We start from the raw sequence: 18505 nt of genomic DNA on the forward strand, positions 1-18505 counted from the left end.
AATGAAAAGCTATAAATTTAAAATAAATGATAACGGCTATACCGTTAAAATAAAATCACACGAAAACAATACTATTAACTTAGAAGTTAATGGAACTTTATATGAAGTAAAAATGAAAGAGGATATCAAAAAAACGAAAACTCCTACTTTAGTTCGTGCTGCATCTAAAAGACCTGCAGAACCATTAAAGGTCAATCCTAAATCTCAAAAGACAAGAATTGTTGCTCCTATTCCAGGTGTTGTATTATCTATTGATGTAAAAGTTGGTGATACACTTAAAGTAGGAGATAGAATGCTAGTTTTAGAGGCAATGAAAATGGAAAATAGCATTGTTTGTGAAAAAGCAGGTACCATTACTGATATAAAAATTAGCGTTGGCCAACAAGTGTTACACGATGAATTAATGATAGAACTAGAATAAAATAATAAACATGAAAAAAGTAATTTTAATATTTTGTGTTTTATCATTGTTGATTTTTATTAGACCAGTATTAGGTTTAGGCACAAATTCAAACACTTCAAATAATACTTTAAACAACACAACAATTACTGCATTACAAGTTGATGATGCTCCTCAACAAGAAAGTGTTTTTAATGCAGCGTTTGACGGAATAAAAAAATTTTATGGATATACTGGATTTGCAAACGTAACTTCTGGAAACTTGATAATGATCTTAATCGGAATTATATTTATCTACTTAGGTATTAAGTTTGATTACGAACCATTACTATTGATCCCAATTGGAACAGGAGTTATATTAGGTAATATTCCTTTTGTAGCAGGAAATCAAACAGGTATTTATGAAGCTGGTTCAGTTTTAAATTACCTTTATTTTGGGGTGGTAAAAGGAATTTATCCACCGCTAATTTTCTTAGGAATTGGTGCAATGACAGATTTTTCATCATTAATTGCAAATCCGAAATTAATGCTTTTAGGTGCTGCTGCTCAAATTGGAGTATTCGCCACGTTTATGGGAGCTTTATATTTAGGATTTAATCTTCCTGAAGCTGGAGCCATAGGAATTATTGGTGGAGCAGATGGACCAACAGCTATTTTTCTTTCATCAAAATTAGCAAATGGAGTTAATATATTAGCAGATGGTACAACAGTAAAAAACCTTATTGGACCTATTGCTATTGCTGCATATTCTTATATGGCTTTGGTTCCAGTAATTCAACCTCCTTTAATGCGTTTGTTAATTTCTAAGGAAGATAGAAAAATTAAAATGAAACCACCAAGAGCAGTAACTCAAAAAGAAAAAATGATTTTTCCTGTAGTTGCATTATTATTAACACTTTTCATTTCTCCTAGTGCATTACCATTATTAGGTATGTTATTCTTTGGTAACTTATTAAAAGAATCTGGTAGAACGGAAAGACTTGCAGATACAGCTAGAACTAAATTAATTGATATTGTAACTATCTTGTTAGGTGTTACAGTAGGTGCATCAACTCAAGCTGATATCTTTATTACTAAAGATTCATTATTAATCTTTGGTTTAGGAGCAATATCTTTCGTAATAGCAACTTGTGGAGGTTTATTATTTGCTAAATTTATGAATAGGTTTTTGAAAGGAGACAATAAAATTAATCCTCTTATTGGTGCTGCAGGAGTTTCTGCTGTGCCAGATAGTGCACGTGTTGTTCATCATGAAGGGTTAAAATCTGATCCAAGTAATTATTTATTAATGCATGCTATGGCTCCAAATGTTTCTGGTGTAATTGGTTCTGCAATTGCTGCAGGTATTATTTTAAGTTTTTTAGGTTAAATAAAAGTTGATTTAATTATTGGAATAAACAGAACAACAAATTTTAAATTTTGATAAAATGGAATTACCAAATAAAATGACAGCACAAGAAGCTGTTAAGTTAATAAAATCAGGAGATAGAGTTTTAATACAAGGAGGTTCTGCAACGCCACAAGCATTAATAAATGCAATGGTTGGAAGAGCACCAGAATTAAAAAATGTTGAAATTGTTCATATACATACAGAGGGAGCTTGTGGTTATATATCCCCAGAATTAAGAGAAAGTTTTTTCACTAATGCATTTTTTATTGGAGGCAACATTCGAAAAATGATTGGAAATACTGCAGATTATATTCCAATTTTTTTAAGTGATATACCTAGCTTGTTTAGAGAAGGATATATGGATTTAGATGTGGTTATGATAAATGTCTCACCTCCAGATAAACACGGTTTTTGTTCTTTAGGAGTTTCAGTCGATATTGTTATTTCTGGTATTGAACAAGGAAAAAAAGTGATTGCTCAAATCAATCCTCAAATGCCACGTACTTTTGGTGATGCTCAAGTCCATATTAAAAATTTTGATGCTTGTGTTCAAGTTTCTGAAGATATATATGAAATGAAATTTGTTGAACCTTCAGAAATTGAAAAAGCAATTGGTAAAAATATTGCTGAAATTATTGATGATGGAGCGACACTTCAAATGGGAATAGGAGGTATTCCAAATGCTGTCTTAACATTTTTACATAACCATAAAAATCTAGGGGTACATACAGAGATGTTTTCTGAAGGGATTGTAGATTTAGTTGAAAAAGGTATTGTAAACGGATCACAAAAAAAATTAAACCGTTATAAGATTGTATCTGGTTTTGCTATGGGAACGCGTCGTTTATATGATTTTATGGATGATAATCCTGAAATTGAAATGTTAGATATTGCCTATGTTAATGATACATCAGTAATTCGTCAAAACCCAAAAGTAACCGCTATTAATTCTGCAATTGAAGTTGACTTAACTGGTCAAATTTGTGCAGATTCTATTGGACCAAGAATGTTTTCTGGAGTTGGTGGTCAAATGGATTTTATGCGTGGAGCTGCTTTATCAAATGGCGGAAAACCAATTTGTGCAATAACTTCAACAACATCTAAAGGTGTTTCTAAAATTACACCAATGTTAAAATTGGGAGCAGGTGTTGTAACAACTCGTGCACACGCAAGATTTGTTGCTACAGAATATGGTATTGCAGAGTTATTTGGTAGAAACTTAAAACAACGTGCTCAAGCACTTAGAGATATTGCACACCCAGATCATAGAGAAGAATTAGATAAAGCTATTTTCGAAAGATTTGGAAGTAGTTTAATGACAAAATAAATTAATACATAATGAGCGATAAAAATAAAGCACTTTTTTCTGACTTCCCTTCAGTTTCTACTGAAAAATGGATGGAAAGAGTGACCGCAGATTTAAAAGGAGCTGATTTTGATAAAAAACTAGTTTGGAAAAACCTAACTGGTATCAATATTCAACCTTGTTACAATACAGAAAATGAAATAACACAACTTCAAAATACAGGAGAAAATTCTCAAACTCTGGTAAACTATAGAGGTATTGCTGTTTGTTGTGCTAAATCAGGAAATGATTTGGCTTTAAAAGCAATTGATGAAGGTATAAATGGAATCATTTTTCAATTAATAACAAATGTACCTGTTGAAGAGCTTTTAAACGGAATAGATTTGAATGAAATAACGGTTTCGTTTAAATTATTTAATAATATCATTGATTTTACTAAAGACTTAGTCGCTTATGCAAAAGGTAAAGACTTAAAGGGGTTTATTGATACAAACTTAGTTTCTAGTTATGTTACATCTGGTTCTTTTAATGAAAGTCTAGTTCAAGTTACTTCAGAATTAGTAAAATTAACTGCAAGTTTTCCAAACTTTAAAGCAATTACAATTTCTGGAACCGAATATTTAGATTCAGGTGCAAACCAAGTTCAAGAAATTGCATACACTTTAAACTCATTCGTTTTTTTAACTGAAAAATTTATAGAAAAAGGAGTATCAGTGCAATCAATATTCGATAACTTAAACTTTCAATTAGCAATAGGTTTAGAATATTTTGTTGAAATCGGAAAATTTAGAGCATTTAATAATTTATTAGCAGAAGTAACAAATAAATATGGTATTTCAGAATTTTCAAATACAATTACTGCAAAAACTTCTATTTGGAGCAAATCAGTAACAGATGCAGAAACCAATTTATTACGTTGCACAACTGAAGCTATGGCTGCAATATTAGGTAATGTAGATGGTGTTTTAATTGATGCTTACGATAAAGAGTTTAAAAATTCTTCTGATTTTTCAAGTAGAATAGCTGGTAACATTACTACTATATTAAGAGAAGAATCTTATTTTGGGAAAGTTTCAAATCCGGTTGATGGATCTTATTATATTGAAGAAGTTTCTTCAAAAATAGCTGAAAAAGCATTAGAATTATTCAAAGCGATTGAAGCAGAAGGTGGTTTTTATACTGCTTTCGAAAACGAAACGATTCAACAACAAATTGCTGAAATTCGTCTTAAAAAATTAAAATTAATCAGTCAACGCAGAACTCCAATGGTTGGTATTAATAAATACCCTAACTTAATGGAAACTGTTGCTACAGAATTACTTTCTAAAGAAAGTAACGAAAACTCAAAAGTATTAACTCCAAGAAGAGCTTCTTTAGAAATTGAAGCGATGCGTAGAGTTACAGAAGAATTAGTTACAGATACTAACGTACGTCCAATTGTACAATTAGCCAGTTACGGAAATTTAAATATGCGTAAAGCAAGAGCTGCCTTTGCCTATGATTTTATTGGTGTAAGCGGTTTTGATGTTCATCAAGAAGAAAGTTTCGAAAGCGCAGAAATAGCCGCTACAGAAAGTGCTAAAAGTATTTCTCACGTTGTTGTTATTTGTAGTTCAGATCAAGATTATGATGAAACTGCTATTGACTTTATAAAAGCATTTAGAACAATTAATACTGATAAAGTATTACTATTAGCAGGTGCTCCAAAAAATATGGACGAGTTAACTGAAGCTGGTTTAGACGGTGTTGTTAATATGAGAACTGATGTTCTTGTTGCACTTTCTAGCATTCAGAAAAAAGTTCAAAAAACATTAAAATCTTAAGAAGTATGAAACCAGATTTTTCAGATATAAAATTAAATTCAGCTGTTAAGCAAACAGTTGCAACTTCAGAGAATCAAGACGTTTGGAATACTCCTGAAGGAATCCCAGTAAAAAAGAAATTCACAAAAGAAGATATTTCAGAAGCAGAACATTTAGGTTTTGCTGCTGGCGTGCCTCCTTTTTTAAGAGGTCCATACAGCGCTATGTATGCCATGCGACCTTGGACGATTAGACAATACGCAGGTTTTTCAACTGCAGAAGAGTCAAATGCTTTTTACAGAAGAAATTTAGCTGCAGGTCAAAAAGGGCTTTCAGTTGCTTTTGATTTAGCGACACACCGTGGATATGATTCTGATCACCCACGTGTAACTGGTGATGTTGGTAAAGCTGGTGTTGCCATAGATTCTATTTTAGATATGGAAATTTTGTTCGATCAAATTCCTTTAGATAAAATGTCTGTTTCTATGACAATGAATGGTGCTGTACTACCAATTATGGCCTTTTATATTGCTGCTGCAAGAAAACAAGGTGTTTCTTTAGATCAACTTTCTGGAACCATCCAGAATGATATTTTAAAGGAGTTTATGGTTCGTAATACATATATTTATCCACCAGCTCCTTCAATGAAAATTATTGGTGATATTTTTGATTACACCACTAAAAATATGCCTAAGTTTAACTCAATTTCTATTAGTGGTTACCATATGCAAGAAGCTGGTGCAACTGCAGATATTGAATTAGCGTACACTTTAGCAGATGGAATGGAATACATTAGAACTGGATTAAAATCAGGTTTAAAAATTGATGAATTTGCACCACGTTTATCTTTCTTCTGGGCTGTGGGAATGAATCATTTTATGGAAATTGCAAAAATGCGTGCTGCACGAATGCTCTGGGCAAAAATTATAAAATCATTCAACCCAACCAACCCAAAATCGATGGCATTGCGAACGCATAGTCAGACATCTGGATGGAGTTTAAGTGAGCAAGATCCTTTTAACAACGTAGCTCGTACTTGTGTTGAAGCAATGGCTGCAACATTAGGAGGAACACAATCTTTACACACAAATGCGTTGGACGAGGCAATTGCTTTACCAACAGATTTCTCTGCAAGAATTGCACGTAATACGCAAATCTTTATTCAAGATGAAACTCAAATGACAAAGTCTGTTGATCCTTGGGCTGGATCTTATTATGTTGAGTATTTAACGCAAGAAATAGCTAAGAAAGCATGGAAATTAATTGAAGAAGTTGAAGAACTAGGAGGAATGGCGAAAGCTATTGAAACTGGAGTTCCAAAATTACGTATTGAAGAAGCTTCTGCTCGTAAACAAGCGCGTTTAGATTCTGGTCAGGATGTTTTAGTTGGCGTAAATAAATTTCAAACCGAAGAAAAGTCTAACATTGAAATCTTAGAAGTTGATAATACAGTTGTAAGAGATTCTCAAATTGCCCGTTTAAATAAAATGAAAGCTGAACGTAATTCAGAAGTTGTTGCCACCAATTTAAAAGCATTAGAAGACTGTGCTGGAGGTGGTGAAGGTAATTTATTAGAATTGGCTGTTGAGGCTGCAGAAAATTTTGCTACATTGGGTGAAATATCTGATGCTTTAGAAGTTCATTTTGGAAGACATAAAGCGGATACTAAATTGATAAGTGGTGTGTATGGAAAAGAAGTAAATAATGATAGTACATTTGCTAAAGCGCAAAAAATGACTGATAAATTTGCTGAAATTGAAGGCCGTCGTCCAAGAGTTATGATTGCAAAAATGGGGCAAGATGGTCATGATAGAGGTGCAAAGGTAGTTGCTTCTAGTTTTGCTGATTTAGGTTTTGATGTAGATATGGGAGGTTTATTCCAAACTCCAGAAGAAGTTGCAAAACAAGCTGTAGAAAACGATGTACATTTTGTTGGAGCATCTAGTTTAGCTGCTGGTCATAAAACTTTAATTCCTCAATTAATTGCTGAATTAGAAAAATTAGGAAGACCAGATATTATGGTTTTTGCTGGTGGAGTGATACCTGCACAAGATTATGATTACTTATTCGAAAGAAAAGTGGTTGCTGTATTTGGTCCTGGTACAGTAATTTCTGAAGCTGCGATTACAATTATGGAAAAATATTTAGAACAAGATTAAGTTCTCAATTTTAGAGATTTAAAAAAGCCCTAACATATAATGTTTGGGCTTTTTGTTTCTTATTATAAATCTTGTTCTATAAAATTGTATTAAAGTGATTTTTTAAATTCCTCAAGTATTTTTTGTGCAGCTTTAACTGGCGAAATTTTTGCAGCAACAATCTCTTTTTCTAATACTGAAAGTTCACTTTTAATATTTTTTGAACCGTAAAATAACTGTTTTAATTCTTCATTAATATTGTTATACATCCATTTTATTTGTTGCTGATTTCTATTTTTCAAGAAATATCCGTTCTCTTTAACCAATTCTTGAAATTTTAATATTTCATCCCAAACATTAGAAATTCCAATATTTTTTAATGCAGAAGCAGTGGTTACCACAGGGCTCCAACCAGACTCAGATTGTGGAAAAATATGAAGTGCATTTTGGTATTGTAATCTTGCCATTTGACTCATTCTAATATTATCACCATCAGCTTTATTAATGACTACCATATCAGCCATTTCCATAATTCCTTTTTTTATTCCTTGTAATTCATCACCAGCACCAGATAACATCAACAATAAAAAGAAATCTGTCATACCATGTACAGCAGTTTCAGATTGACCAACACCAACAGTTTCAATTAAAATAACATCATAACCAGCAGCTTCACAAAGTAACATAGTTTCTCCTGTTTTATTAGAAACTCCTCCTAAAGTATCTCCAGAAGCAGAAGGTCTTATATAAGCTTCTTCTAAATTTCCTAATTCTTCCATTCGAGTTTTATCACCTAAAATACTACCTCTAGATCTTTGACTACTTGGATCTATAGATAATATAGCTACTTTATGTCCTTCTTTTACTAAATGCAATCCAAAAACTTCTATAAAAGTACTTTTACCAACTCCTGGAACTCCAGTAATACCAATACGAATCGATTTACCTGAATTTGGTAAAATCGCTTGTACTATTTCTTTGGCTAATACTTTATCACTCTCTAAATTACTTTCAATAATTGTAATTGCTCTAGATAAAATTACTCTATCTCCATCTAAAATGCCATCAATATAAGCTTTTGCAGGTAATCTTTTTTTGGGTTTGTAATTTTTCATTTTAGAGATAGAAAGCTAAGTTTGTATTAAAAATTTCGCATTTACCAAAGATACTAATAATGAAAAAAACACCACTAATTAAAGGGTGTTTTTAAAAAATTATTCTAATTAATTACAATCAATAAAACTAAGTAAAGTTGATACGATTATTCCTTAATCTTTATAGCTTTCAATTTAATAAGTCCCAAAAGATCTAAAACTCTTATTATTAAATACGTTATGTCTATTTCATGCCATTTTACACCAAAATTAGCGTTACTTGCATGTTTATGGTGATTGTTATGATATCCTTCACCCATCATTAAAAAATCAAACCGGAAAAGGTTTTTACTTGTGTTTTTCATTTTAAAATTAACATAACCATAAATATGGCCAAACCAGTTAATAATAACTCCATGAATAGGAGCCATTAAAAATGCAATTGGCAATAAAAGCCATTGCCACCAAGCAGTTGCAAAAAAAACAAAGAATAAAATGTAACCTGTTATCCAAAGAAAACGAGAAAAACGAGAGCCCGCAAAAGCATCAAAATTTTTCCATTGTGGTACATTTTTAGTAAAACGTTCATCAATAGAAATACGTTGCTCATTAATATCTTGATAAATAGTTTTTGTTTTCCACATCATTGCAAACATATTTGCATCATAAGATGGAGAATGGGGGGTCTTTTTCTGTGTCTGTATATGCATGATGCATTCTGTGCATAATTCCATATCCATAAGCACTTAAGTAACTTGATCCTTGAAAAATCCAAGTTAAAATAAATGTGATTTTTTCCATGGTTTTAGACATAGTAAACACTTGATGTGCTGCATAACGATGTAAAAAGAAAGATTGAAAAAACAACCCTCCATACCAAAGCACTAAAATGAAAATAATAACAATCATATCTTTATATTTTTGCAAAGATAGATGGCTATTGAAAGCAAAACAATGAACCTAAATCAATTAAAATCCTTTGTTAAATCTAAAAGTTTTTAATTTAGACGCCAGAATTCACGGGAATGACATTTTTAGTGGAAAACGAAGTAAACCTCCTAGACTTTTTTTAAATTAAATGCGCTTTCTGATTCTGCTTAATGCTTGTGCTGTAACACCAATATAAGAACTGATGTATTTTAATGGAATCACTTTTAAAAGTTCTGGACGTTCTTTAAATAATTTCATATAACGTTCTTCTGCAGATAGATTTAAAAGATTTTGTTCTCTTTTAGATTTTATTAAAAAAAGACGCTCTGCAGTTAATCGGCCAATAAGATTACCAATTTGAGTCTTTTTATAAACCTCTTGTAAATCAGCATATGTAATACTTAAAAGAGTTGTGTCTGTAAGTGCTTGCAATTGATATGCAGATGGTGTCTGAGTTAAGAAGGAATCATATGCACTTATAAATTGGTCTTTAAAACTAAAGCCAAAAGTGATTTCTTTGTCTGGGTTTTCTTTAGGAATGAATAAGCGTACAACACCAGATTCTATAAAAGAAATATGATTTTCTATTTCGTTTAATTTTAAAAAAACAGCTTTCTTTTTAATAAAACGAGGTTGTAATTTTGATGTAAAAAAATCCCAATCCGATTGAGATATGGTAGCTATTTGATCTAAGTAAGCTTTTATTTGTTCCAATTTTTTTATTTCCAATTATTTAGACTGTAAAGATACATATTCAGAAAACTTTCATAGAAATAAATATCAAATTCTATCAAAAGAAACATTTTAAATGTACAATAGGGTAATTGTACATTTTTCAAGAACCTTATTGCTACCTTTGCAAAAAATAGAATTGATGTCAAAAACATTTTCAGCTTTAGGAATTCATAAAGAATTAGAAGCTCGTTTAGCAAAATTAGAAATTACTGTTCCTACTACTGTTCAAGAAAAAACCATTCCATTTATCTTACATAAAAAGAAAGATATGGTAGTATTAGCAAAAACAGGAACAGGTAAAACAGCTGCTTTTGGATTGCCTTTATTACAAAAAATTAAAACTGAAGAAACTCATATACAAGTATTAATATTAGCACCTACTAGAGAGTTAGGTCATCAGATTTATGATAATTTAGTAACTTTTGCATCAGAAAATCAAAAAGAAAAAATTGTTTCTATCTGTGGAGGAATTCCGATAAAACCTCAGATAGAAAGCTTAAAGAACAATCCTAATATTGTGGTAGCTACTCCAGGACGTTTAGTAGATTTAATGAAACGTGAAGCTATTAATATTAAAGAAATCAGCTATTTTGTTTTAGATGAAGCAGATGAAATGGTAAGCGCTTTAAAGGAGGAAGTAGATACTATTATTAAGGAAATTCCTATAAAAAGAAGAACTTTATTGTTTACAGCTACAATGCCAGGAACGATAAAGCAATTGATACAAAACTATATGTCTAAACACGTAGAGCATATAGAAACTGATATGGATTCTTTAGGTCATAAAGGGATTGATCATCAATATGTGGTAGTAGAACCAATAGAAAAGTTAAATGTTTTGATGCATTTTTTATCGACTAAAGAAGGTGAACGTGGTATTATTTTTTGTAAAACCAAAGCTGCAGTTAATAAATTAGCTAAAAACTTAGCCATAAATAAATTCTCTTCAGGAGCTTTACATGGTAGTTTAACCCAAGGAATTCGTGATCGAGTTATGGGACAGTTTAGAGAAGGACAAATCGATATTTTAGTAGCAACAGATTTAGCTGCTCGTGGTATTGATGTAAAAGAAATCTCTTACGTAGTAAATTATCACTTGCCAGATAGATATGATACTTATGTGCACAGAAGTGGACGTACAGCAAGAGCAGGAGCAACAGGACTTTCATTAAGCGTTATTCAACAAGAAGAAGTAGAAGAAATTCCTGAATTTGAAGAAGATTTAGGATTGGTTTTTAAGGAATATAAAAAGGCAGATGCTAAAAGTATTGAAGAAAACAATACATTATTATGGGCGAAAAAAATATTTAAAACCAAACCAAATCGTAGTGTTTCGGAAGATTTAAAAGCTGAAATTAAAACCATATTTCATCATTTAACCAAAGAAGAATTGGTAGATAAAATTGTAGCAAATTATTTAGCACAAGCTACTTCTGCAAAGACAAAACCAGCAATAACTAAAAAGAAGAAAAAGAAATAAGCATGGCAAATATTATAAAAAGTCAACAAGATATTTTAAAAAAGTTACAGATTGAAGCTTTAAATCCGATGCAAATAGAAGCTGTTTCTGTTATTGAAAAAAACACAAATACCATACTATTATCGCCAACAGGTACAGGAAAAACATTGGCTTTTTCTTTACCATTGTTAAAGTCTTTAGATGCTGAATCTAAAGAAGTACAAGCGTTAATATTAGTACCATCTAGAGAATTGGCTATACAAATAGAACAAGTAATTCGTTCTATGGGCTCTGGTTATAAAGTAAACGCGGTTTATGGAGGAAGACCAATGTCTAAAGATAAAATAGAATTAAAACATATTCCTGCTATTTTAATCGGAACACCAGGTAGAATATCTGATCATTTTGCAAATGATCGCTTTTCTAAAGACCATATTAAAACGTTAATTTTAGACGAGTTTGACAAGTCTTTAGAAGTAGGTTTTGAGTATGAAATGCGTAATATTATTAATCAATTATCTACTTTAAATAAGCGCATCTTAACTTCTGCTACACAGGGAGTTGAAATACCTGAGTTTGTAAAATTAGAAGCGCCAAGAATCATCAATTATTTAAAAGGAAAAAGAACATCTCAACTAAATTTTAAAACAGTAGTTTCTCCTAATAAAAGTAAGTTAAAAACGTTAGTAGATTTGGTAGAACATATTGGAAATGAACCAGGTATTGTGTTTTGTAATTTAAAAGATTCTATTACACAATTAAGTACTTTTCTAGATAAAAAAGAAATAAGTCATGCTTGTTTTTCTGGAGGAATGGAGCAAAAAGACAGAGAACGTGCTTTAATTAAATTTAGAAACGGAACGTGTCAATTATTAATTGCAACAGATTTAGCAGCAAGGGGAATTGATATTCCAGAAATGAAGTTTATCATTCATTACGAATTGCCAAAACATGAAGAAGAATTTATCCACAGAAACGGAAGAACTGCAAGGGTAAATGAAAAAGGAACTGCCTATATTTTAAAATGGAATAACGAACGTTTACCAGACTTTATTAAAGAGAGTAAAGGCATCAACATTTCAAAGAAAGCACCAAAGATTGAACAATATTGGGAAACGTTGTTTATTTCTGGTGGTAGAAAAGATAAAATTTCTAAAGGAGATATTGCTGGTTTATTTTTTAAACAAGGAGGTATTTCTAAAGAAGAATTAGGTACCATTGAATTAAAACCAGATTGTGCATTTGTTGCTATTCCATTAGCATTGGCAGATGGTTTAGTAGAAAAACTAAACAATACACGTTTAAAAAAGAAAAAAGTTAGAGTTACCCTTTTATAATTTATATGAGCAAAGAAAAACAGCCTCTAGATATTGATGCTTGTATCAATACATTAGAGCAGTTATTAGAAGATACAAATCAACTTTTTGAAATTCCTGAAGTACAAAGAGTAGCTCTTTTTAAAGCTGCTGGTGCATTAACCAGACCAAATCGTGATGAATTTCAGCGAAGAAGAAAGGATGCTAAAAAAGCGGCAAAACGTAAAATGATTGCCAAAGACACACATGCAAGAAAATCAACCGGAATTCGTTCTGCAAGAGAAGCTGCATTGTTTGTTGCACCTAAATTATTAGGAGTAGCAGCTATAAATGAAGATACTCCTGAATTAGAATCACCAAGAAACTGCTATGTTTGTAAAGCAGTATTTACCAAATTACATCATTTTTATGATACGATGTGTAAAGATTGTGGCGATTTAAACTATGCAAAACGTTTTCAAACTACAGATTTAAAAGATCAAGTAGCTGTAATTACAGGTTCTCGTTTAAAAATTGGGTATCATATTACCTTAATGTTATTGCGTTCAGGAGCAACTGTAGTTGCTACGACACGTTTTCCTGCGGATTCTGCAATTCGTTTTTCTAAAGAGGAAGATTATAAAGATTGGAGCCATCGTTTACACATTCATGGACTCGATTTGAGACATATACCTAGTGTAGAGATTTTCTGTAATTATATAGAGCAAAAATACGATCGATTAGATATATTAATCAATAATGCAGCACAAACAGTTAGAAGACCTTCTGGTTTTTATTTCCATTTAATGGAAAATGAAAAGTTACCGATTGATAAACTTCCTAAACTAGCGCAGACTTTATTAAAAGATCATTCAAGTTGCTTAGCGGAATTAGCAGAATTAAGTGTTTCTACTTCAAAAACAGATAAAAACAATGTATTGTCAGTAACTTGGCATGGTCCTGAACCAGGAATTGGTTTGCGTAATTCAGCAGAATTATCTCAAATTCCATACAGTTTTGACAACTCGTTACAAACTGCAGAAGTTTTTCCTGAAGGCGAATTAGATGCCGATTTACAACAAGTAGATTTAAGAAAAACGAATAGTTGGCGATTAAAATTAGGCGAAATCGAAACTACAGAAATGGTAGAAGTACAGTTGGTAAATGCTGTTGCTCCTTTTGTTTTATGTAATCGTTTGTCTAATTTAATGATGAAAGAAAACACCGGTAAAAAACATATTATTAATGTAACTGCGATGGAAGGGAAGTTTCATCGATTTAAAAAGGTAGACAGACATCCGCATACAAATATGGCTAAAGCTGCCTTAAATATGCTAACACATACTTCTGCTTCTACATTTGCAAAATCTGGTATATATATGAATGCTGTAGATACAGGTTGGGTTACAGATGAAGATCCTGCTGAATTATTAAAGAAAAAAATAGAAACACACGATTTTCAACCACCCTTAGATATTGTAGATGGTGCAGCAAGAGTGATGGACCCTTTAATTGATGGAATAAACACAGGTAAACATTGGTGTGGTAAATTTTTGAAAGATTATTTTCCTATTGATTGGTAGTCTAAAACGAAATATAATACTAAGGATCATTTTTGATTTTTAGGTGAAGTTTTATGTCTTTAATTAAGATACATATTCTTTATCAGGTACTTTTTTCTTGTATTAATGAAACTAAAATAGTAATTTACAAGAGTTACTTTCGTGTAACATTATTTATGAACTTTTTGAATTTATATAATTATGTTAGCATATAGAACCGAAATTAGAAACTCACCAAAAGAACAAACGTTAAAAATTTATTTAAACGACATCTCTTTAGATGAAGAATTAAAAAATTTATTGAAAACCATCAATTGTGTTCGTTTGGTTGAAGTACAAGAAAGTATCAGTAGAAATAGAGTTGAAGAAAATGTAACTGTTTTTAGAAAAGATGATACCTCAATTAATATTTTAAAGGAAAAAGTAGATGCTTTTTTAGACAATTATTTTGAAAGAGTAAATGGTTAATACAGGCAAAAATTGGTTTGATAAATTTTTAAATGATTATTTTCCAATAGATTGTTTGCTAAGAAGTATCATAAATTAGCATACTTTCTCAACTAAAAAGACTAATAAGTTGATTTTAAATTGATTATTTCTTTATTAAATGAAAAAGAAGACATTTAAAATGTTGTATATCAGAAAAATGGCACCATCTTTGTATTCTAATTAGTATTATAAATTTAATTACAATATCATGAGTAAAGGAACAGTAAAGTTTTTCAATGAATCTAAAGGATTTGGATTTATCACTGAAGAAGGAGTAGACAAAGATCATTTTGTACACATTTCAGGTTTAATCGACGAAATCAGAGAAGGTGATGAAGTTGAATTTGACTTACAAGACGGAAAAAAAGGTTTAAATGCAGTTAACGTAAAAGTTATCTAAAAAATATACTTTAAGTTTTAGAAAAGCCCATCATTTAATTGATGGGCTTTTTTTTATATGTATTGTTTTATTAAATAAAAAAGACCGCTTTTATATAAAACTGATAATTCTCATATATATATGTGGCTCTCTCATTTATTTTTGCCTTGCTTAAACGTTTAAGCGCAACCAAAACTAATTCAACCAAATGGCAGAAAAAAACACAAATTCTTATAAAGAAAAACGAAGGAAGTCTAACGAATTTGAAAAAAGAGAAGACTATTTAAAACATGAATTATTAATCATGAAATTTCGTAGATGGAGAGTTCATCTACCTTTTAGAGATTTTCATGTAGAATTTGAAGATTTAGTTCCAGCTTTAGCAGCAACCATTGGTAAAGTAGTAATGGTAACAGCGATGGTAGCTGCATTTGCAGCACAATTTGGTTTAACACCAGAATTTGTTGCAGAAAACGTACGATATGAATTATTGATTGCCGGAGGAATATTTGTAATTATATTTTCTGCAATTTTAAACCCAAGAGCAAATTTAGCAGGAACTCATGGTCCTATGATTCCTTTAATACCCATTATTGCAGCTGCTGGAGGACATCCACTAGCTTTAGGTATTTTAATAGGTGTTTTTGGTTTAATTTTAAGTATTACAAAAGGAGGCTCTAAACTAATGGCTTTAACGGGTGTTGGAGTTAGAGGAGGTTTACTTATTTACTTAGGTGCAGTAGGTTTAATTTCTCAGATTTCTAAATTCGAATCTTGGGCAGCTGCAGAACACGTAAGCACTGTTTCTTTTGTTGTGATTGGTGTAACTTTAATAATTTATGCTGTTTTAGCTAGATTGAAAAAAAGATGGTTAGCCATTCCTTTATGTTCTGCAATTGCAGGTGTTATTGCTTATTCAATGGGTGTTAATTTTGAATTTACTACAGCTCCAGGACTTCCTCATATGAACCCTTTTTGGTGGTGGGGAGAAAATACAGGTTGGCAACTAGGTTGGCCAGACTTTGGTCATTTTGTAGCAGTTATTCCATTTGCAATTTTAGCAGTTGCAATGTGGTCTCCAGATTTTTTAGGACACCGTGTTTTTCAAGAATTAAACTATCCAAAAGAAGCCAAAGATGTACTAATGGATGTAGATGATACCATGGCAGTTTCTTCTGTTCGTCAAATTGTTGGTGCTACTTTAGGTGGTGGAAATATTGCATCTTCTTGGGGAACCTATATGATACCTGCTGCTATTGCAAAAAGACCAATTCCTGGTGGAGCAATATTAACGGCACTTTTATGTGTTTTAGCTTCTGTATTTGGTTATCCAATGGATTTAGCCATGTGGGAACCTGTATTAAGAGTTGCCTTAATTGTTGGTGTATTTTTACCATTATTAGAAGCAGGTATGCAAATGGTTAAAAAAGAAAACGATTCTTTAAGTGCTGGTACTTGTATTTTTGCATGTGCATTTGTAAATCCTGTATTTGGTTGGGCATTAACAATGTTACTTGATAATTTAGGATTAATTGGAGATCGTGAGAGAGCAAAAAAATTAACTCTAAAAGAACGATTAATTATTCCTGGTGTTATGTTTATTGTTTGTGCTGTTTCCTTGGCTTTGGCAGGGCAATTACCAGGTATTCCAGGTATTCTATAAGAATTTTAATAGTTGACAAAACTGTTATAAACTTTTCAATTATTCCAATTTACTGATACATTTCAGTAATTACAAAATGATTCCCCCAATTTTATCATTTTAAGGAATAATTGAGGAGTTTTTTTGTATAAATAATAGTTCATTTGTTTTTAAGAGAACTAACTAAAACTAACTAAATATTGAGATTACTATTTACAGTCTAAAATCATCAATTGTTTCTTACTTTTAGAATGATTGTACATTACAAATTTACCATCAGCAAAACTACCTTTATAAGGTATATACTTGGTTTTTCCTTTGTTGTCTTGTATTTTTTCATGACTTACATTACCATCTTTATCATATAAAAAAACATATAAAGAACTAGACTCAAACCAACCTTTAGATACTTTTAAACGACCATCTGTTTTAGCTGTTAAATTTTTACCTGAATTTAATAAAACATGTAATTTACCGTTATTTAGAAAAGCATTATAAGAAGGGGATGTATCTCTTTTAAAAATACTTCGTCCCCAATTTAAGTTTCCATCAGCGTCTAACTTAGTTATTAAAATATCATCATAATGATAAGTAGTTACATACATACCACCATTCATTCCGTTAGAAACATAAACCTGTGTAACATAAAATTCTTCAGCAACTAAATAAGTGTTACCTTCTTCATCTTCTAATAAATAATCTAGTGTAAAGCTTGTTAATTCTGCATTTTTTTTATTCTTTGCATTTCTATAACCATAGAGGTCTTCAAAAACTTTTAATGGTAATTTTTGCTTCTTTTTTTCTATTACTTCAAGATTATTTGTATCAACAATAAACGTACTAACACCTTTAATACCAAATACTTTATCTTCAGAATAATATCCAATAAGTCTTAAGTTATCATTTACAAAAGACAAATTTAAACTTTGAATATATTCATCTTCTTTTAAAGAGATAGCACTCGTTTCTATATTGTCTTTATCAATTTTATTGATAACATAAGAATAGTTCGCTTTTGCATTTTTACGTTCTCGTTTTCCCTTAAAATATTCTTTACCAACATTATAAACCACAGCATTATCATCTACAACCATGTCTGAAGATCTATAATATTTTTCTGTATTTGAATAATAACTTTTAGAATAGGTTAATTCTAAATTTTCGGCATTATAGACATGAATATTATACGAATTAGAATTCTTCTTTTCTATGTCTGTTGTAATTGCAATGAATTTTTTATTTGGTGAAATAGAAAAATTAGTTTGCCTTTTATTCTGACCAGAAAACAAAGCGCTTTTCTTTTTTACCGTAGTTTCTAATAGCGTTACTTTTGTATAATTATTAGATGCTACATTATAAGTGTAGCAATGTAATATACGTTCTGTTTTAGAAGGGCTTTCTACCATAAAAATACGTAGCTGATTATTATAAAATAGCTCACCAACAAAACTTTCTTTTTTACTTAGTTTTACAGTTTTTATTTTTTTACCCTTTGCTTTATTATCAAAAGTTTCAAATACCAAATACGTTTTACTTTTTCTAGCAATTACATTTAAATCATTGTCGGTTGTATAAATATTTAAAATATTAGTAGACTTAAACTGGTCTATATATTTCTGACTTTCATGAACAACAAAATGATTGTTTTGTGAAATACTTGTTGAAGAAAAAAGGAAAATAAATAGCAAGGAGCTATAAAATAATTTCATGTAATATTTTTTTACGAAGATAATGATTTATCAGATTTACTGTTTATGAATGTCCAAAAATAATTCTTAAACCAGCTATGAAAGATATTATTACTACTTGGTTTTCATTAATAAAATACTAAATAGAAGTCAAAACTTAATTTTATAATCAGGTATTTATACGCTTAATAGGGGC

At 30.8% G+C, this 18505-nt stretch carries 14 protein-coding genes and 1 pseudogene; 11 read left to right on the top strand and 4 right to left on the bottom strand.

Annotated features, from left to right (window positions below; genetic code table 11):
• Position 1: 1 nt before the first annotated feature.
• From PHEL85_RS01910 to scpA, 5 genes are read left to right on the top strand one after another with little or no spacing between them, the layout of a single operon-like run.
• Positions 2–421 carry a biotin/lipoyl-containing protein gene (locus PHEL85_RS01910; RefSeq protein ID WP_036820351.1) on the top strand — a complete coding sequence of 140 codons (420 nt, stop codon included), beginning with the start codon at positions 2–4 and terminating at the stop codon, positions 419–421.
• A 10-nt stretch (positions 422–431) separates the two neighbouring features.
• Positions 432–1769 carry a sodium ion-translocating decarboxylase subunit beta gene (locus tag PHEL85_RS01915; protein WP_081965058.1) on the top strand — a complete coding sequence of 446 codons (1338 nt, stop codon included), beginning with the start codon at positions 432–434 and terminating at the stop codon, positions 1767–1769.
• Positions 1770–1827: 58 nt separating this feature from the next.
• Positions 1828–3117: an acetyl-CoA hydrolase/transferase family protein gene (locus tag PHEL85_RS01920; RefSeq protein WP_036820354.1), complete on the top strand. Its 1290-nt coding sequence runs from the start codon at positions 1828–1830 to the stop codon at positions 3115–3117.
• Positions 3118–3128: 11 nt separating this feature from the next.
• The gene (locus tag PHEL85_RS01925) at positions 3129–4919 is read left to right on the top strand and encodes a methylmalonyl-CoA mutase family protein (RefSeq protein ID WP_036820358.1); all 1791 of its coding nucleotides are present in this window, start codon (positions 3129–3131) and stop codon (positions 4917–4919) included.
• A gap of 5 nt (positions 4920–4924) precedes the next feature.
• Positions 4925–7057: a methylmalonyl-CoA mutase gene (scpA, locus tag PHEL85_RS01930; protein WP_036820361.1), complete on the top strand. Its 2133-nt coding sequence runs from the start codon at positions 4925–4927 to the stop codon at positions 7055–7057.
• An 89-nt stretch (positions 7058–7146) separates the two neighbouring features.
• Here the strand turns inward: scpA and meaB are convergent, their stop codons facing one another.
• The 3 genes and pseudogenes from meaB to PHEL85_RS01945 form a co-directional block, all read right to left on the bottom strand.
• Positions 7147–8151, bottom strand: a complete 1005-nt coding sequence (gene meaB / locus PHEL85_RS01935; protein ID WP_036820363.1) for a methylmalonyl Co-A mutase-associated GTPase MeaB — start codon at positions 8149–8151, stop codon at positions 7147–7149.
• A 146-nt stretch (positions 8152–8297) separates the two neighbouring features.
• A pseudogene (locus PHEL85_RS01940) lies at positions 8298–9039 on the bottom strand (acyl-CoA desaturase).
• A 165-nt stretch (positions 9040–9204) separates the two neighbouring features.
• Entirely contained in the window at positions 9205–9774 is a 570-nt protein-coding gene (locus tag PHEL85_RS01945; RefSeq protein WP_036822971.1) for a Crp/Fnr family transcriptional regulator, read from the bottom strand.
• Positions 9775–9934: 160 nt separating this feature from the next.
• Here PHEL85_RS01945 and PHEL85_RS01950 point away from each other — a divergent pair, with 160 nt between their 5' ends.
• From PHEL85_RS01950 to PHEL85_RS01975, 6 genes are all read left to right on the top strand, one after another.
• Positions 9935–11275 carry a DEAD/DEAH box helicase gene (locus PHEL85_RS01950; protein ID WP_036820365.1) on the top strand — a complete coding sequence of 447 codons (1341 nt, stop codon included), beginning with the start codon at positions 9935–9937 and terminating at the stop codon, positions 11273–11275.
• Positions 11276–11277: 2 nt separating this feature from the next.
• Positions 11278–12591, top strand: coding sequence for a DEAD/DEAH box helicase (locus tag PHEL85_RS01955; protein ID WP_036820368.1), 1314 nt, complete (start codon positions 11278–11280; stop codon positions 12589–12591).
• A 5-nt stretch (positions 12592–12596) separates the two neighbouring features.
• Positions 12597–14132, top strand: a complete 1536-nt coding sequence (locus PHEL85_RS01960; RefSeq protein WP_036820371.1) for an SDR family NAD(P)-dependent oxidoreductase — start codon at positions 12597–12599, stop codon at positions 14130–14132.
• Between the two features lie 180 nt (positions 14133–14312).
• Positions 14313–14579, top strand: coding sequence for a hypothetical protein (locus PHEL85_RS01965; protein WP_036820374.1), 267 nt, complete (start codon positions 14313–14315; stop codon positions 14577–14579).
• Between the two features lie 229 nt (positions 14580–14808).
• Positions 14809–15000, top strand: coding sequence for a cold-shock protein (locus PHEL85_RS01970; protein WP_036820376.1), 192 nt, complete (start codon positions 14809–14811; stop codon positions 14998–15000).
• A 187-nt stretch (positions 15001–15187) separates the two neighbouring features.
• Positions 15188–16642, top strand: a complete 1455-nt coding sequence (locus tag PHEL85_RS01975; RefSeq protein WP_036820379.1) for a DUF3360 family protein — start codon at positions 15188–15190, stop codon at positions 16640–16642.
• A gap of 188 nt (positions 16643–16830) precedes the next feature.
• Here PHEL85_RS01975 and PHEL85_RS01980 read toward each other — a convergent pair whose 3' ends face one another.
• On the bottom strand, positions 16831–18330 hold the full coding sequence (locus PHEL85_RS01980; RefSeq protein WP_036820381.1) for a hypothetical protein: 1500 nt from the start codon (positions 18328–18330) through the stop codon (positions 16831–16833).
• Positions 18331–18505 lie beyond the last annotated feature (175 nt).

Source organism: Polaribacter sp. Hel1_85 (genome assembly GCF_000766795.1).
Lineage (GTDB): Bacteria > Bacteroidota > Bacteroidia > Flavobacteriales > Flavobacteriaceae > Polaribacter.

Coding starts and splice junctions, on each gene's coding strand:
- PHEL85_RS01910 (WP_036820351.1), top strand. CDS start 2: ATGAAAAGCTATAAATTTAAAATAAATGATAACGGCTATACCGTTAAA.
- PHEL85_RS01915 (WP_081965058.1), top strand. CDS start 432: ATGAAAAAAGTAATTTTAATATTTTGTGTTTTATCATTGTTGATTTTT.
- PHEL85_RS01920 (WP_036820354.1), top strand. CDS start 1,828: ATGGAATTACCAAATAAAATGACAGCACAAGAAGCTGTTAAGTTAATA.
- PHEL85_RS01925 (WP_036820358.1), top strand. CDS start 3,129: ATGAGCGATAAAAATAAAGCACTTTTTTCTGACTTCCCTTCAGTTTCT.
- scpA (WP_036820361.1), top strand. CDS start 4,925: ATGAAACCAGATTTTTCAGATATAAAATTAAATTCAGCTGTTAAGCAA.
- meaB (WP_036820363.1), bottom strand. CDS start 8,151: ATGAAAAATTACAAACCCAAAAAAAGATTACCTGCAAAAGCTTATATT.
- PHEL85_RS01950 (WP_036820365.1), top strand. CDS start 9,935: ATGTCAAAAACATTTTCAGCTTTAGGAATTCATAAAGAATTAGAAGCT.
- PHEL85_RS01955 (WP_036820368.1), top strand. CDS start 11,278: ATGGCAAATATTATAAAAAGTCAACAAGATATTTTAAAAAAGTTACAG.
- PHEL85_RS01960 (WP_036820371.1), top strand. CDS start 12,597: ATGAGCAAAGAAAAACAGCCTCTAGATATTGATGCTTGTATCAATACA.
- PHEL85_RS01965 (WP_036820374.1), top strand. CDS start 14,313: ATGTTAGCATATAGAACCGAAATTAGAAACTCACCAAAAGAACAAACG.
- PHEL85_RS01970 (WP_036820376.1), top strand. CDS start 14,809: ATGAGTAAAGGAACAGTAAAGTTTTTCAATGAATCTAAAGGATTTGGA.
- PHEL85_RS01975 (WP_036820379.1), top strand. CDS start 15,188: ATGGCAGAAAAAAACACAAATTCTTATAAAGAAAAACGAAGGAAGTCT.
- PHEL85_RS01980 (WP_036820381.1), bottom strand. CDS start 18,330: ATGAAATTATTTTATAGCTCCTTGCTATTTATTTTCCTTTTTTCTTCA.